This window comes from Paenibacillus sabinae T27, from assembly GCF_000612505.1.
GTDB lineage: Bacteria > Bacillota > Bacilli > Paenibacillales > Paenibacillaceae > Paenibacillus_AQ > Paenibacillus_AQ sabinae.
This window is the reverse complement of the sequence record NZ_CP004078.1, coordinates 1233063-1246627: the sequence shown is the minus strand read 5'-3', so window position 1 is coordinate 1246627 and position 13565 is coordinate 1233063. Positions and strand designations below refer to the sequence as shown.

Annotated in this window: 13 protein-coding genes; 5 read left to right on the top strand and 8 right to left on the bottom strand. The window is 54.4% G+C overall.

All coding sequences use genetic code 11. The annotated features are described in order from the left end of the window. Positions 1-480: 480 nt before the first annotated feature. From PSAB_RS24475 to PSAB_RS05545, 3 genes are read left to right on the top strand one after another with little or no spacing between them, the layout of a single operon-like run. Positions 481-1152 carry a TetR/AcrR family transcriptional regulator gene (locus PSAB_RS24475; RefSeq protein WP_025333586.1) on the top strand — a complete coding sequence of 224 codons (672 nt, stop codon included), beginning with the start codon at positions 481-483 and terminating at the stop codon, positions 1150-1152. Next, on the top strand, positions 1124-1699 hold the full coding sequence (locus PSAB_RS05550) for a flavodoxin family protein (RefSeq protein ID WP_025333585.1): 576 nt from the start codon (positions 1124-1126) through the stop codon (positions 1697-1699). The genes PSAB_RS24475 and PSAB_RS05550 overlap by 29 nt, the downstream gene beginning before the upstream one ends. A gap of 36 nt (positions 1700-1735) precedes the next feature. Next, a complete protein-coding gene (locus PSAB_RS05545) occupies positions 1736-2131 on the top strand; it encodes an FMN-binding protein (protein ID WP_025333584.1) in 396 nt (131 codons plus the stop codon). Positions 2132-2201: 70 nt separating this feature from the next. Here PSAB_RS05545 and abc-f read toward each other — a convergent pair whose 3' ends face one another. Both abc-f and PSAB_RS05535 read right to left on the bottom strand, forming a co-directional pair. Beyond that, complete coding sequence (gene abc-f, locus PSAB_RS05540) at positions 2202-4037, bottom strand: ribosomal protection-like ABC-F family protein (RefSeq protein WP_025333583.1); 1836 nt, start codon at positions 4035-4037, stop codon at positions 2202-2204. A 429-nt stretch (positions 4038-4466) separates the two neighbouring features. Next, a complete protein-coding gene (locus tag PSAB_RS05535) occupies positions 4467-5528 on the bottom strand; it encodes a Gfo/Idh/MocA family protein (RefSeq protein WP_226991770.1) in 1062 nt (353 codons plus the stop codon). A gap of 197 nt (positions 5529-5725) precedes the next feature. On the opposite strand from PSAB_RS05535, the gene PSAB_RS05530 reads away from it, so the two are divergent. After that, on the top strand, positions 5726-6553 hold the full coding sequence (locus PSAB_RS05530) for an ATP-grasp domain-containing protein (protein ID WP_025333581.1): 828 nt from the start codon (positions 5726-5728) through the stop codon (positions 6551-6553). 3 nt (positions 6554-6556) lie between these two features. On the opposite strand, the gene PSAB_RS05525 is transcribed toward PSAB_RS05530, so the two are convergent. From PSAB_RS05525 to dpaL, 6 genes are all read right to left on the bottom strand, one after another. Beyond that, complete coding sequence (locus PSAB_RS05525; RefSeq protein ID WP_025333580.1) at positions 6557-6979, bottom strand: RDD family protein; 423 nt, start codon at positions 6977-6979, stop codon at positions 6557-6559. A 149-nt stretch (positions 6980-7128) separates the two neighbouring features. Beyond that, positions 7129-8028, bottom strand: a complete 900-nt coding sequence (locus PSAB_RS26425; RefSeq protein ID WP_051529726.1) for a L,D-transpeptidase family protein — start codon at positions 8026-8028, stop codon at positions 7129-7131. Between the two features lie 152 nt (positions 8029-8180). Further along, on the bottom strand, positions 8181-8879 hold the full coding sequence (locus PSAB_RS05515) for a class I SAM-dependent methyltransferase (RefSeq protein ID WP_025333578.1): 699 nt from the start codon (positions 8877-8879) through the stop codon (positions 8181-8183). A 77-nt stretch (positions 8880-8956) separates the two neighbouring features. After that, positions 8957-10120, bottom strand: a complete 1164-nt coding sequence (locus tag PSAB_RS05510; protein WP_025333577.1) for a M20 aminoacylase family protein — start codon at positions 10118-10120, stop codon at positions 8957-8959. A 60-nt stretch (positions 10121-10180) separates the two neighbouring features. Further along, the gene (locus PSAB_RS05505) at positions 10181-11428 is read right to left on the bottom strand and encodes a Zn-dependent hydrolase (protein ID WP_226991769.1); all 1248 of its coding nucleotides are present in this window, start codon (positions 11426-11428) and stop codon (positions 10181-10183) included. A gap of 17 nt (positions 11429-11445) precedes the next feature. After that, positions 11446-12654 carry a diaminopropionate ammonia-lyase gene (gene dpaL / locus PSAB_RS05500; protein ID WP_038595587.1) on the bottom strand — a complete coding sequence of 403 codons (1209 nt, stop codon included), beginning with the start codon at positions 12652-12654 and terminating at the stop codon, positions 11446-11448. Between the two features lie 159 nt (positions 12655-12813). On the opposite strand from dpaL, the gene PSAB_RS05495 reads away from it, so the two are divergent. Continuing rightward, positions 12814-13515 (top strand): GntR family transcriptional regulator, encoded by a 702-nt coding sequence (locus tag PSAB_RS05495; protein ID WP_051529725.1) that lies wholly within the window; start codon positions 12814-12816, stop codon positions 13513-13515. The last annotated feature ends 50 nt before the right edge of the window (positions 13516-13565 follow it).

The following is a 13565-nucleotide window of genomic DNA, read 5'->3' as shown; positions in this document are numbered from 1 at the left end:
ACGCACACTCACGCCATGAACCGGAAAATCTCCCGCTCATCCTCCCGTTCCAGCACCTTCCAGCCCGGTAAAACGGAATTTCTCCAGCTTATTTTGCCGTTTTGGCCCACAGAAGTGAAAGTTGAGCAAATAAGACGGAGAAATTCCAGCAAATCTCTCAAAACAGCTGTAAACCAAGAAATAAGGCGGAACAATTCCCGTTCATCGTCAAGTTAACCCGATCTAGGGTGCCCGATCTTGGCAGTCCGATCTTAAGTGCCGGTCTTGATAACTCGATCTTGAGAGCTCGATCTTGAGAGCCCCATCGAAAGGGTATTGCCCCTTCCCCGCTCCTGCCAAAACGGATGTGAAATGTAAAATGAAACGGATGAGAAATGTAAAGCAGAGATTAAATGTGAAAAAGTGGATTTACACCTCGCAAAAAAGATGCTACTCTTCAGGTAAACTAACAGTTTACTTTTGCAACCGGAGGTATTCAATATGGATCGGGCCACACGTAAAGAGACGATCTCGGCACTTCATCAGGAGAATATTCTAAGTGCGGCGGAGCAATTGTTCACGGAAAAAGGCATTGACGCGACAACGATGGACGACATTGCCCGAAGCGCCCAGTACAGCAAGCGCACAGTGTACCTTCAGTTTCCGAGCAAGGAGGAGATTCACGATCGGATCGTGCTGAAAGGATTCTTGGAGCTCAAGGAGCACATTGTGCAGAGCCTTAGGGGTAATGAGGGCTTTTTCCAGAAATATCGCGCCCTTTGCTCCAGTCTGATGGCGTTCTATGAGGCATCTCCCTTTCTGTTCGGCCGGATTGTCGATTTTCAGACCCAACCGCTGGACAGACCGGATTTGCCGCAGGTGAAGCGGGATATTTTCAATGTCGGAGAGGAGATTAACGCCGCGCTGGGGGAGATGGTCTGGCTGGGAATCGCGGAAGGCACGGTGTTGCCGTGTACGCGAATCAAGGAAGCAATTCTGATCTATTGGAGCAGCTTGTCCTCGCTGATTATTCTGGCTAACCGCAAGAGCAGCTACATCTCCGAGACGATGGGCAGAACGCCCGCCGAGCTGCTGGAGTACGGCTGCAATCTGCTGCTGAGAATGCTCGTGAAGGAGGGGGAGCATGGCGACGAAACGCCTGCTGGCCATTAAGGGCGGCCCCAGACCGGATGGAATCACGGCGAAGATGCTGCAAATAGCCGTTCAGGCGGCGAAATCTGCGGGCTGGGAGACCGACTTTTGCGACTTGTACGAGGTGGACATTACCGCCTGCAAGGGCTGCCCGGAGTGTAGGACAACCGGAGTATGCCCTCCCGGCAGTGAGTTAGCCGAGCTGTGGGAACGGCTGGCCTCCAGCGACCTCGTTATTCTGTCCGCCCCAACCTATTACGCCAATGTGCCGGGACAGGTCAAGCTAATGTTCGACAGGCTGGCGGGCAAGGCGATGGACCGCAGCGGCGCCGGGCTTGCTCCGAAGCCAACGCTGTCCAGCCGTCAGCAGTACCTGCTGATGACGGCATGCAACACGCCGTTCCCGCTGAACCGGATGCTGCGCCAAAGCTCGGCCTGTCTTGCGGCCATGAACGAGTTTTTCCGCATCTCGGGGATGACGCGCAAAGGCCAGGTCGTCTGCGCCGGTGCGAAGAAGCTGACGGAGATTCCGGCCCGGCTGGCTTCGAGAATCGAAAGCTTTTTCTAGTACGATACAGCCCATTCGCTTTAGGAGGTTAAAGTTGTGAAAAAGAAACTGCTGATATTGGCCGCCCTTATAGTGCTCGCGGGAGCAGGCTGGGGCCTCACTTATCTGTATCAAGTTAAGAGCTACCAGAACAAGGTTGCGAATCTCACTGTCTCCGACATTCCTTTTTCCCGTTTGGCAGACGGCACTTATGTGGGAGAATGCGATGTCCGGTTTATCGACGCCAAAGTTCAGGTTAGCGTGAAGAACGGCAAAGTGACCCGAATTGACCTGCTGAAGCACAAGAACGGGCATGGCGCTCCGGCCGAAGTCATTCTAAAGGAAATCGTCACCAAGCAGTCGCTGGAGGTGGATGCCGTAAGCGGCGCGAGCAATTCCAGCAAGGTCTTGAAAAAGGCGGTCGAGAACGCGCTGGTTCTAGGCATGAAATAGAAACGACAAGAGGCTGCCTTCCGGCATGGATTCATGCCGGGGCAGCCTCTGTCGTTAACAGCAGAACCGTCTATCCCTCTTTCCTCAGCTCCCCGATCCGCTGGCGCAGCCGCTTAATCTCCAGAAGCAGCGCCGTATTCTCCTCGTCGCTCTCGGGTACTTCGGCCTGTATGAGTTGAGCAAGCCTAAGCTGCAGCACGCCAAGCTCATCCTCCTCGGCCCGTTCCCGTTCCGTCACCAAACGCTCCCGGTCTTTGGACAGGTACTCTTCATAGGTTCCGGGAAACTGTTTCGGAAAGTGCCCGCGTTCGAGTGCCACCAGCCGATTGGCGACATTTGAGAGCAAATACCGGTCATGCGTGACGAGCAGCAGCGCACCGGGGTATGCCTGCAAAACCTCCTCAATGACCTCTCTCGTCTCAATATCGAGGTAGTTGGTCGGTTCGTCCAGCACCAGGAGATTTGCCCGCCCGAAGTAGAGCCGCAGGAAGGCCACGCGGCATTTCTCCCCCAGACTTAAGCTGCCTATATGTTTGAAGGCGTCTTCCCGTGAGAACAGGAAGCAGCCGAGAATCGTCCTTGCCTCCGTCACCGTCATTTCAGGAAGCTGAAGCAGACTGTCCAGAAGGGTAGAGGAGGGGTCAAGCTGCTCCAGCTCCTGGGCAAAATAACCGATCCTTGTCTGCGGATGCAGACCGACCGTCCCGCCGGTCGGCGCATAGATACCCGCCAGCAGCTTCAACAGAGTTGATTTGCCGGCCCCGTTCGGCCCGATCACGCCGATCCTGTCGCCCCGGCGGACCGTGAAGCTGAAGTCCTTCAGCAGCGGACTCCCGCCGGGATATGCGAATTCCGCGTGCTCCGCCCTGAGCAGCGTGCCGGCGGCGAACTCCCCGCCCGTGAGCCGCAGGTTCAGCTTGGCGCTGTCCCGCGGCTCCGCCGTGCGGTCCCGGTTCAGCCGCTCCAGCGCCGCTTCCTTCGCATGCAGCCGGGACACGTTCTTCTTCGACTTCGCCCGCAGGAAATCGTTCTGCCCGGCGGAGTTGTGCGCCTGCTGAAACCACTGCGCATACCGCCGGATGGCTTCCTCGAGCTTTTTCTTTTCCAGCTCCTGTTTCTTGTACCGGGCTTCCTGTTCTCTGGCCTCCACGGCCTTCTGCTCGCGGTACTGCGTATACCCTCCCGCATAACGCCTGCCGCCACCTTGCCTCAGCTCCAGCAAGGATGTTGCCGTGCGGTCGATAAAGCGGCGGTCATGCGAGACGTACAGCACGGTTCCCGAATAGCCGGATACCCACTCTTCCAGCCATTCCATCGTTTCCGCGTCAAGATGGTTCGTCGGCTCATCCAGAAGCAGCAGCCGCGGCTGGCGGGCCAGCAGCGAGGCGAGCTGCACCCGCGTCTTCTGCCCGCCGCTCAAAGACCGGTAGGGCAGGTCCCAGACCTCCTGCGGCAGACTCAGCTGCCGCAGCGCTTTTTCCGCCTTTGCTTCCCAGCCATAGCCGTCCACCCGCAAATAATCCTCATAGGCTTCGCCGTATTCGGCCAGCTCGGCCTCTTCCGTTCCTCCGCCGCTATGGAGCCTGCCCACCAGCAGCTCCAGCCGGGCTCTCAGGCGCGCCGCTTCGGCGTTCCCTTCCAGAACGACCCGTCGGGCGGTCATTCCTTCCCGGGGCTCCAGCTGCTGATCCAGCAGCCCCCATTCCTGAACGGGCAGGCCGCGGTACACCGTGCCCGAATCGAACGGTACCCCGCCCATCAGTCCCTTCAGCAACGTGGTCTTGCCCGCGCCGTTGCGTCCGAAGAGCGCCATGCGCTCTCCTTCCGCCAGTTCAAACGATAGATTCTGAAACAGGACGTTTCCGTTCCATTCTTTGCTTACCTCTTTCACACTGAGTACCGGCATCAAATCATCCCTCCGAATTCCAAATAAAAAACCGCAGCTGCCGCTGCGGTCAGAAATATCGTATGAAAGGATGAGACGGATAGCTCGTTTCGTTGCAGGGACGGCAAGCCTCCATGCTGCTAACGTAAGCAGCCGGGAACAGGGGCATTACCCCTCAGATAAGCCCCACCGGTTCCTTGGCCTCTATGAACGAAACGATTAGCGATCCTTAAATCTCCCCGAAGACATACGTATCCCTGACCATCCGCCCTTATTGGGCGCACCGCGGCTTGTGCATAGAGCTATTCACAAGTTGGCTGGTCTGCTTGGGAAACGTATTAGTTCTTCATCTCAGGGGAGATCCTCCGTCAATTGTCCGAATTTGAATGATTCCTATTATAAACCGGCTCGCTCCCGGCTGGCAAGGGCGACGAGCTTAGACACTCTAACTTACAGCTCCAGCCCTTTAAGAATGACCTGCTTCTCCGCCGCTTCAAAAATCGTCTCGATCAACCGCAGCACTCGGTGGACCTCGTCGTTCTTGACCAGCGGCTCGCTCTTGCCTTCGATCACCGAGACAAAGTTATCGTAGAAGCTCTGCTTCGTGCTCTCGGGCTTCCCGATCGGCAGGCGCAAAGTCGATTCCTCCGAAGGCGGCGCCATTGTCTTCGTGAGCCCTTGACCGGCCTGAATCGGCTTCGGCTCGACCTTGACAACGTCCGGATTATTGACCACAATCTCCCCGCTGAGATCCCAGTCGCGGATAATGGCGGTTCCTTCCGTGCCCTTGACATACCAGCGCGGCAGCTTGATGAAGTTGGTCGTTCCAACCTCGATCACAGCGGTCAGGCCGTCTTTGAAGCGGATATTGCTTGTGAATCCGTCATCCACCTCGGTGCCGAGAATGGTGCTTAATTCCGCGCTCACGCTGTCGATTTTGCTGCCGGTGAGCAGCAGGAGCTGGTCCAGCAGATGGACGCCCCAATCCAGCAGCATGCCGCCGCCGTAAGCCTGGAGCTGGCGCCAGTCGCCGGGAATGCCGTTGGCCCCCTGAACGCGGGATTCGAGATGGAACGTCTCGCCGATTTTTTTCTTCTGAATGATATCTTGAATAATGAGAAAATCTTCATCCCAACGGCGGTTCTGGTGCACCATGAAGATACGATTCTCTTCCTCGGCCACAGCGAGTATATCAAGCAGATCGGCGCTGGTTATAGTCACCGGTTTTTCACAGATTACATGCTTTCCTGATTTCAGCGCCTGAATGGCGATAGACTTATGAACATCGTTAGGGGTCGCAATCAGCACGACATTAACGGTTTCATCAGATAAGACCGCTTCCAGACTGTCATAAGCCTTAAAGCCCTTGGCCGCAGCCAGCTCCATCCGGTAATCGACCAAATCATAAACGCCGGTTACCGAAAGATGCTCGCACGGCTCAATTAACTGCACATGATAGCTGCCCATTCCCCCGAACCCGACGATGACAAGACTATACGTTTTCTGCTCCATCTGTATCCTTTCCTTTCCGCGTGTGGTACTGGAACTTTCGATTGTGGATTGTTTGCTCCATTTCATTTTACACCGTTCCCATCCGTACCGGAATTGTACCATCCCACAAAAAATAGCTGCCTCTGCTTGGAACAACCATTATACTTGGGTGAAAATGGCGGAAGACCCGACTATCCCTTGGAAGGATTGAACTAGAGATGAACACCCTGTTATTTGTCACGGATTTGTATTACGAAGCCAAAGGGCGCACGTACTATGCGGAGGATTTGTTTCTCACATCCCGGCTCCGGGAATCGTTTGCGCTAACGATTTGCCATCCGAAGGACATTCAAGCTTTTGAGAAAAAATATGATCTCATCGTTCTCCGAAACGCGGGACCTGTCGCCAATTTTAAGGATGAGTATTGGTCGTTTCGCCAAAGAGCGGCCAAGAATGGCTACCGGACGTATAATTCGTTTAACGGCAAGGCGGATATGAACGGAAAGGAATATCTGCTCGAGCTAACCAAAGCGGGCTACCCCGTCATACCGACCGTAGATCACATGGAGCGGATAGACGCATTGCCAAAGGTCCCAAGCTATATGTGCAAGCCGAAGGATGGAGCCGATTCAATCGGTCTGGAGAGGGTCTCCTCGAACGATCTGCCCTCCAGGCTAAATGTCTGGGAAGAGCGGAGCATGCTGGTTCAACCGTTCATCGATTTCGAATATGAGGTTTCGTTTTATTTTATCGATCATGAGTTTCAGTACGCGCTGTATGCGCCGGACAAAACCAAACGATGGATCTTGTCGGAGTATGTTCCGAACCTGGAGGATTTGCAGTTTGCCAATCGGTTCATCGAGTGGAATCGTCTGGACTTTGGAATTCAGCGGGTGGACGCATGCCGGACGAAACAAGGAGAGCTTCTGCTGGTCGAACTGGAAGACTTGAATCCCTATCTCTCCCTGCTGGAGCTTACGCCGGACATCCGGGAGCGGTTCGTGGAACGCTTGAAGCATTCGCTGCAAAAGACGATTCAGGCCTGATCATCAGGCCCAAGTATCGTCGTGGACGACTTCCGTTCCGGAAGCGAAATCGTGAATCGCCCTCCGGTCCTTCCTCACAATCACCATCACAATGCTGATTAAAACAGCTATTCCGTAAGTAAAGCTGTACAGCAGCCAGCACAGCCCGTTACGCAGCAGCATCGATCCGATGCCGGGGGAACTCCCATCCAGCTTTCGGATACGGATTCCGCATATTCTTTTGCCGATGGTATGGCCGTTCCAGAATACCGGTACCAGCACCATATAGAGAGTGGTCAGAATATCTCTTGCGAGTCTTCCTTCTGTGTCCCCTGTGCTTCCGCCCGTGAGAAAATAGTAAATAATCGCCGCCGGGAGCCCGAAACAGAGACCGTCCAGCAATTGGGCGCCCAGTCTAATCCAAAAACCCGCTTTCTTTTCGTCCATAAAACGCTCCTTTAGCCAACAGGATTTACAATATACGGAAATAGCGTAACACAGGACAAGCTTCGATAGCTGCTGCCAATGTTACGTCTTCCTAAAATTTCAGATCAAAAAAAGCTAACCCCCATTAAGGGATTAGCTTCTTCGCGTACCTATAAAATCGTAACGGTGCCGCTCGATCCGGTCCACTGGATCTGAACGCCGAACAGCAGCGGTACGCTGCTCAGCGGGATCATCAGCGTCCCGTTCTCATTGCGCGACGCAAGCATGGCTGCCTTCGTCCCGCCTACGATCGCATAGTCGGTCAGCGGCTTATGCGACGCCGTACGGGTGCCTTTCGTGATCGTCAGCGCTCCTTCGGCGTCCAGCCCCAGCTTGGCGCCGAGCACGGTTGCGGTCTCCCGGAGCGGCACGTACACGCGGGAATTCTCCAGGATGAAGGGCTGGCTCAGCTTCGTCGCTACACCGTTCACAGCTATTGTCCCGGCAAATGTATTCGTCCCTAGAATATAGCCGTATTTCCGGGCAATGCTTTCCATACCGAGCGTTGTGGACGTAATGACCACCGTCGTGTTTCTCTGGACCAGCGGAAACAGCCAGTGGATATCGGCATTATGCATCCGAATGCATCCGGCGCTTACATACTTGCCAATGGAAGACTCTCTGTTGTTTCCGTGAATCGCGTAGGTCGTTCCTCTCGTACCGTTCACATCCAGCCCAAGCCAGCGGTCGCCGAGCGGATTGGCGGGGTCACCGCCGGGAATATGCTCTTTGTAATAAGGCCGGTTTTTGATTTTGCTGACAAGCTTGAAGCTGCCTTCGGGCGTCAGGCTCTTCTCTCTGCCGGTCGCGACCGGGAATTCCCTAACCAGCTTACCGCCGTCAAAAAAAGCCAGCTTGTTGATTTTTTTGTTCACGACAATCAATTGGGTACCCGCCGCCCCCGCCTCTCCCGCGAACAGTCCGGTCAGCAGCAGAACAAACACCAGCATTAGGCCGAATGCTCTGCGCACGACGGTTCCTCTAGAAATCTCTCCCCTTTTAAAATACATCAATGCTCCCCTCCAGCGTTAACTGCAAATTTCTGTAACTCCTTTATGATTTAAACGTCTCTTGCAGGAAAATAGTTGCAGAAAATCATCTGCTTTCTGCAAAAAAATCCGGCCTCCTCACCGGAGACCGGATTGCCTGTTGTCTATGCGCTTCAGCCCTTTACAATTCTCAGCATGCGGCCTGTACCCTTTTGAAATTCGTAGGGGACCTGTACTTCCTCGGCCGTGCAGCCGTCACCGGCGATCTCTGCCAGCAATTCATCTATTTGTCCGTACCGTTTGCCCGAGAGATCCACCAGCGGATAAATGCGTAGCTCCTTCCGGGTCACACGCAGCAGCTCACGCAGCGACTTCAGGTGAAAATCGTAATCAAGCCGGTCGCCGTACATGAACAGGAAATGCGCGGACAGCGTCAGATCGAACCTCTCATTCTCAAATGGCAGCACCGGCAATACCGCCTCAACATAGCGGTCAGAGTGATGCTTCATGTCGGCGATGCATTCCTGCAGCGCGCGTTCCCGGTGCTCCCGGAGCTCCTTCACGGAGGAGAAATAATCCCATTTGAAGCCTGCCCGCGCCTTCTCCATTTGGTCCATCGCGTGCCCGATGTCCTCCCGCCCTTTCTCTTCAAGGCTTCCGGCCGGATATCCATAGGCAATGTCAGCCGACACCGCTTGTGCTCCGAGCGCATTCGCCCGGGCCGTAAACGCGCATGCGCCGCCCGGACAATCCAGAATGGTCCGCCCTTGAAGCTCTCCTTCGGTCAGGCCGAACATTGCCATATACTCCTCATAGGTTCTTCCGATAAAAATAATGCGGCTTAAATCCAATCGGTTCTCTTCTAAGCTCATCTCGTCTCTTCCTTTCTCATCTCACTCGTCTCGTCTACAGCGGCCGTGACCGCTTCTTCCACTTTACCATATTAAGGTTACAAGGGCAGCCGGATTCTTATTAATTCTGCGAAATATTCAGCGCCAACCTTCAAAATATTGTCATTAAAATCATAAGCCGGGTTATGAAGCGGGATATGGCCCTTACCGTCCGAAGCATCACCATTTCCAATGAAAACGAAGCAGCCCGGGATATCTTGCAAAAATGCGGAAAAATCCTCTGAAACCATCACCTGCTGCACATTGGCATTGACCTTGGTTTCCCCCGCCACATTCAAAGCTGCCTTTACGGCGATATCCACGCACTCTTCCCAGTTCACCGTCGGCGCAAATTCATGGGTGTATTCAAATTGGCATTCCGCGCCATGCATGCCGCATATCCCCTCAGCTATGGCCCGCATTCTTTCCTCCAGCATTTTTTGCACCTCGGGCGCGTAGCTGCGGGTGTCCCCCTTGATCTCCACATGGGTCGGAATCGCATTCCGAATGCCGTCGGTATGAATCTCCGTACAGGAGATTACCGCCGGAATACTCGGGTCCAAATTACGGGACACAATCGTCTGCAGCCCAAGTATTATCTCGGCGGCGATCACCAAGGGATCAATGCTCATATGCGGCCGGGCGGCATGGGCACCTTGCCCTTTGATCCGGATGACAAAGTTATCCTCACAGGCCATAATACCGCCTGCGCGGGTCGCAATCGTCCCTTCAGGCATGCCGGGCATATTATGCATCCCGTAAATTTCATCCATCGGAAACCGCTCCAGCAGCCCGTCACCGATCATCGCAAGCGCGCCTTTGCCCGGCTCCTCCGCCGGTTGAAAGACAAACCGGACGGTTCCGTTGAAATTTTTGCTGTCAGTCAACAATTTCGCCGCGCCCAGCAGGGCGGCCATATGTCCGTCATGACCGCAGGCATGCATTTTCCCTTTATTTCGGGATGCATAGGGACGGTCCCCCACCTCTGTAAAGTTAAGCGCGTCCATATCCGCCCGGATTCCGATAATCCCCGCGCCGGTTCCGCACTTGAGACTGGCAACGACCCCCGTACCGCCAATGCCGGTATGTACCTCAAGTCCCATCTCAGTTAACGCCCGAACGATATATTCGGAAGTCTCTTTTTCTTCAAAAGCCGTTTCGGGAATCCTGTGGAGATCATGTCTCCACTTCCTCAGCTGTTGTTCGAAGCTTGAATGATCCAAACGCTTCCCCTTCTTTCGCAAAATGTAGAAATGAACAGTCCCTGTCCGGAATTTCGTGCCTTACCGGGCAAGATCGGCTATAACATCAAGCAGCACGTTGGCTCCTGCAACCAGATCAGGTTCCGGGGTATGCTCGTTCGGGTTATGACTGATACCGTCGATGCTTGGAACAAAGATTATCGCTGCCGGACATATGCGGGCCATCATCTGGGCGTCATGACCTGCACCGGACGTCATCCGCTTGGAGGTCAGACCGCGCTGCCTGGCGGCGGCTTCCACCAGCCCAACAATAGCAGCGTCGAAAATGACAGGCTCAAAGCGGGCCATACGCTCTGTGGTAATGGTCACCCCTTCGGCATTGGCAAGTTCAGTGAGGTATTCGTCAAGCGCCGCCTCTTCCGCCTGTAAACTCTGCTCGTCCGGATTGCGCAGGTCAACAGTAAAAGTGGCCCTTGAAGGGATGACATTGATCGCATCAGGCTCAAAGCGGATGCAGCCGACTGTCGCTACGGCAGGCGTCTGCGAATGGATCGCACGGTCGCGTAAAAATGTAATGACACGGGCTGCCGCATGTCCCGCATCTTTGCGCATCGGCATCGGAGTCGTACCCGCATGGTTGGCGACACCCTCAATGGTGACCCGCTGCCACGAAATCCCCTGGAGATTCTCGACCGCACCGATTGGAATGTCCATACTTTCCAGCACAGGTCCTTGTTCAATGTGAAGCTCCACATAAGCATGGGGCTTCATGAAGCCCGGTTCCTCGGTACCTGCATAGCCGATACGAGCCAGTTCCTCACCAAGTACGCTTCCGTCCGTTCCCACGGAGGCCAATGCCTCCGTGGCCTGCAGCCCGCCCGCATATACAAGCGAACCCATCATATCGGGGGCATAGCGCACGCCTTCCTCGTTCGTGAATGCCGCGACTGCTATAGGACGGGATGGGGTGAATCCGGCCTCCCGCAGCGTCCGAATGACCTCAAGGCCGGCAAGCACGCCATAACAGCCATCGTACACGCCTGCATTGATGACGGTATCAATATGCGAGCCAATCAGGACCGGTGCTTGATGCTCTTGGCTTGGAGCACGCCAGATGCCGAAAATGTTGCCTATCCGGTCAACCGCCGCCTCCAAGCCGGCCTCCTTAATCCATGCGATCAGCGCGTCACGGCCGCACTTGTCGTTGTCCGAAGCCGCCAGCCTCGTCAACTGACCGCCCGGATCACGACCGATTTTCCCAAGCTGCTGAATATGTCTAAGCAACCTGCTTCCATGAATAGATAAGTTCAAACTGCTGAATGTCATCATTCATTTCCTCCTTTCACTTAGCCGCCCCATACGATATCCCTGTACCCCTCCGGGTCCGTATCGCCTTCTGTGCTGATGATGAGCACTCTCGATTCCTCGTTTAATTGCAGCCGCTGGGCCACTTCCCGTAAAGAAGGCTCCTCCCGAATCAGGCTCAGAACGCCCAATCCCACGGCGCCGGATTCGCCAGATACGACCCGGGGGTCGCCGGGCAAAGGATTGCCGAGCATTCGCATAGCTTTGGCCGACACCGCATCCGGACAGGAAATATACATATCCGCGTAATCCCGCAAAATCTCCCAGGCAACTGTGCTGGGCTCCCCGCAGGCGAGTCCCGCCATAATCGTCCGAAGGTCTCCGGTCACGGCATGGGGATTCCCGTCATTTTTCACCGCGGATTTATAGATGCACGCCGCTTCATTCGGCTCCACGATGATCGTTACCGGACGTTCCTCCCCGAATTCCGCCACGAGATAGCCCAGAACGCTTGCCGCGAAGGAGCCGACGCCCGCCTGAAGAAATACGTGAGTCGGACAGCCCTGGCCTTCTCCTCTCAACTGCTCTATTGCCTCATGAATGAGCGTGCAGTAGCCCTGCATAATCCAGATTGGAATCTCCTCATAGCCCTCCCACGCGCTGTCCTGGACCAGAACTCCGTGATGATCGGCGGCGAACCGTGCGGCCATTTTTACCGTGTCATCATAATTCAGCTCGGTAATGGAGGCTTCCGCCCCTTCCTTTCTGATGTTGTGCAGTCTTGCCTCCGAAGAGCCCTTGGGCATGAACACGACCGATTTCTGCCTAAGCCGGTTAGCTGCCCAGGCGATCCCTCTGCCGTGGTTTCCGTCGGTTGCCGTAACAAACGTAAGCTCTCCCAATCGCTCTTTGATCTCCCCGGATTGCAGCTTGCCGAAATCAAGCTCCGAAATATCCAGCTTCAGCCGCTCCGCCAAATACTTGCCGACAGCATAGGAGCCGCCCAGCACTTTAAAAGCATTCAGTCCGAACCGGTACGATTCGTCCTTGATCCAGATGCCGCCCAAATTTAGCTTGCGCGATAAAGCGTTCAGGCTGTGCAGGGGCGTCGGCTCGTATTCGGCAAAACTTCGGTGAAAATTTCTCACTTTGGCTGCCAGCTCACGGTCAATGAACCGCACCGGCGTTTTACCGGCATTTTCCTCACGGGCCCGATCGTTGGCTGTATACCGAAAATCAGCTGTGTTCATCCTGAAGGCTCCTTTCTTCCATAACCCAAGTAATATATCACATATACATTTCGTTTATTTTGCTGTCAATTGGATTTCTCCTGCTAAAGGAAGCTTGATTTGATCGTTATAAATTGCACATGATATATTACATACACAAGTATGAAGGAGGCTCCATTTTTGCTGCCAAAATCTACAACCAAAGTCAAACGCACATCGATACGTGAACAGGTGTATCTTCAGATACAGGAATGGATTATCAGTGGAGAATTAAAGCCGGGCGACAAGCTGAAGGATCAGCAATTGGCGGAGGCGATGGGAACAAGTCGCACCCCTATCCGCGAAGCTTTGCTGCGATTGGAAGAAGAAGGAATGGTGCAGACCAAGGCCAACAGCTGGACACAGGTGGCTCCCGTTGATGTTCATCAGGCGCATCGTCTGTATCCGGTGATTTGGACACTTGAGAAGCTTGCCGTTTCTTTTGCTGAGGCCCATATTAAGCCGGAGCATATCCGGCAGCTCGAGACAATCAATGAAGAACTGGAGCGGGCTCTTGAGCAGGAAAATGCGCTGGACGCCCAGCAATGCGACGCCCGGTTTCATCAGGTCATCATCGATTTGTCGGCCAACGAAGAGCTTATCGGCGTGCTTTACGGGCTGAAGAACAAGCTCCGGCGTTATGAGGTTGCATATTTCAATGGCTTTTCGGGAGCGGAGCAATCGGTGGAGGAACATAAAGCAATCATCACCGCACTAAAAGAAGAGAATTGGGCCGCTGCCGCCGAAAATATAGAAGCCAATTGGAAAAACAGCTTCCGGCGCCGCTTCGCCGCATCCGAAACGGATGGAATTCGAAAATCAAATCCGCCTGAGCATGAATAATTCAATTAAAGCTTAAGCATAATAAACTTCGATTTTCAATTCATTCCACT

Excerpts from the sequence above, each read along its gene's own strand:
- PSAB_RS05505 (WP_226991769.1), bottom strand. The coding sequence starts at position 11,428 with ATGATGACATTCAGCAGTTTGAACTTATCTATTCATGGAAGCAGGTTG.
- dpaL (WP_038595587.1), bottom strand. The coding sequence starts at position 12,654 with ATGAACACAGCTGATTTTCGGTATACAGCCAACGATCGGGCCCGTGAG.
- PSAB_RS05530 (WP_025333581.1), top strand. The coding sequence starts at position 5,726 with ATGAACACCCTGTTATTTGTCACGGATTTGTATTACGAAGCCAAAGGG.
- PSAB_RS05550 (WP_025333585.1), top strand. The coding sequence starts at position 1,124 with ATGGCGACGAAACGCCTGCTGGCCATTAAGGGCGGCCCCAGACCGGAT.
- abc-f (WP_025333583.1), bottom strand. The coding sequence starts at position 4,037 with ATGCCGGTACTCAGTGTGAAAGAGGTAAGCAAAGAATGGAACGGAAAC.
- PSAB_RS05535 (WP_226991770.1), bottom strand. The coding sequence starts at position 5,528 with ATGGAGCAGAAAACGTATAGTCTTGTCATCGTCGGGTTCGGGGGAATG.
- PSAB_RS26425 (WP_051529726.1), bottom strand. The coding sequence starts at position 8,028 with ATGTATTTTAAAAGGGGAGAGATTTCTAGAGGAACCGTCGTGCGCAGA.
- PSAB_RS24475 (WP_025333586.1), top strand. The coding sequence starts at position 481 with ATGGATCGGGCCACACGTAAAGAGACGATCTCGGCACTTCATCAGGAG.
- PSAB_RS05525 (WP_025333580.1), bottom strand. The coding sequence starts at position 6,979 with ATGGACGAAAAGAAAGCGGGTTTTTGGATTAGACTGGGCGCCCAATTG.
- PSAB_RS05515 (WP_025333578.1), bottom strand. The coding sequence starts at position 8,879 with ATGAGCTTAGAAGAGAACCGATTGGATTTAAGCCGCATTATTTTTATC.